Raw genomic sequence first — 430 nt, 5'->3', positions numbered from 1 at the left:
GCTGGTCCGCCCCATTGCCCCCCTGCGCGCCGGCAGCGGCTACCGGCTGAGCGGCAAGGTCATGCTCAAGGCCGCCAATACCCGTGAAACCGTGCGCATGGCGCTGCTCAGCGAACGCGCCGATGGCGCCCTGGCCTACAACCCGGCGCAGAGCGTCGAACTGTCGGTCAGCGGCAACGAGTTCAGTCGCCTGGAGAAGACCTTCGACTACCGTCCCGCCGCCGACCAGCGCAACCTCTACGTGGCGGTCTGGAGCGACAGCGGCGCCAGCCTGCTGGTCGACGAGATGAACCTGCAGGAAGCCCAGGCCGCGCCGCCGAGCGTACCGCCGGCGCCGAAACGCATCGCCTACGACTTCGAGAGCGGCATCGGCGGCTGGAGCGGCGTGCATGCCAGCGCCCGCGCCACGCGCGTCGCCAGCGCCGGGCGG

The 430-nt window shown here is 71.4% G+C and carries 1 pseudogene; it reads left to right on the top strand.

Annotated elements, in window-relative coordinates:
• Nucleotides 1–430 (top strand): annotated as a pseudogene (locus FMN52_RS19710) (carbohydrate-binding protein); the annotation flags it as partial.

The organism is Marinobacter sp. BW6, assembly GCF_008107725.1.
Classification (GTDB): Bacteria; Pseudomonadota; Gammaproteobacteria; order Pseudomonadales; family Oleiphilaceae; genus Marinobacter.
Note: the sequence above shows the minus strand (reverse complement) of the source record. Positions and strands in the feature narration are given on the sequence as shown.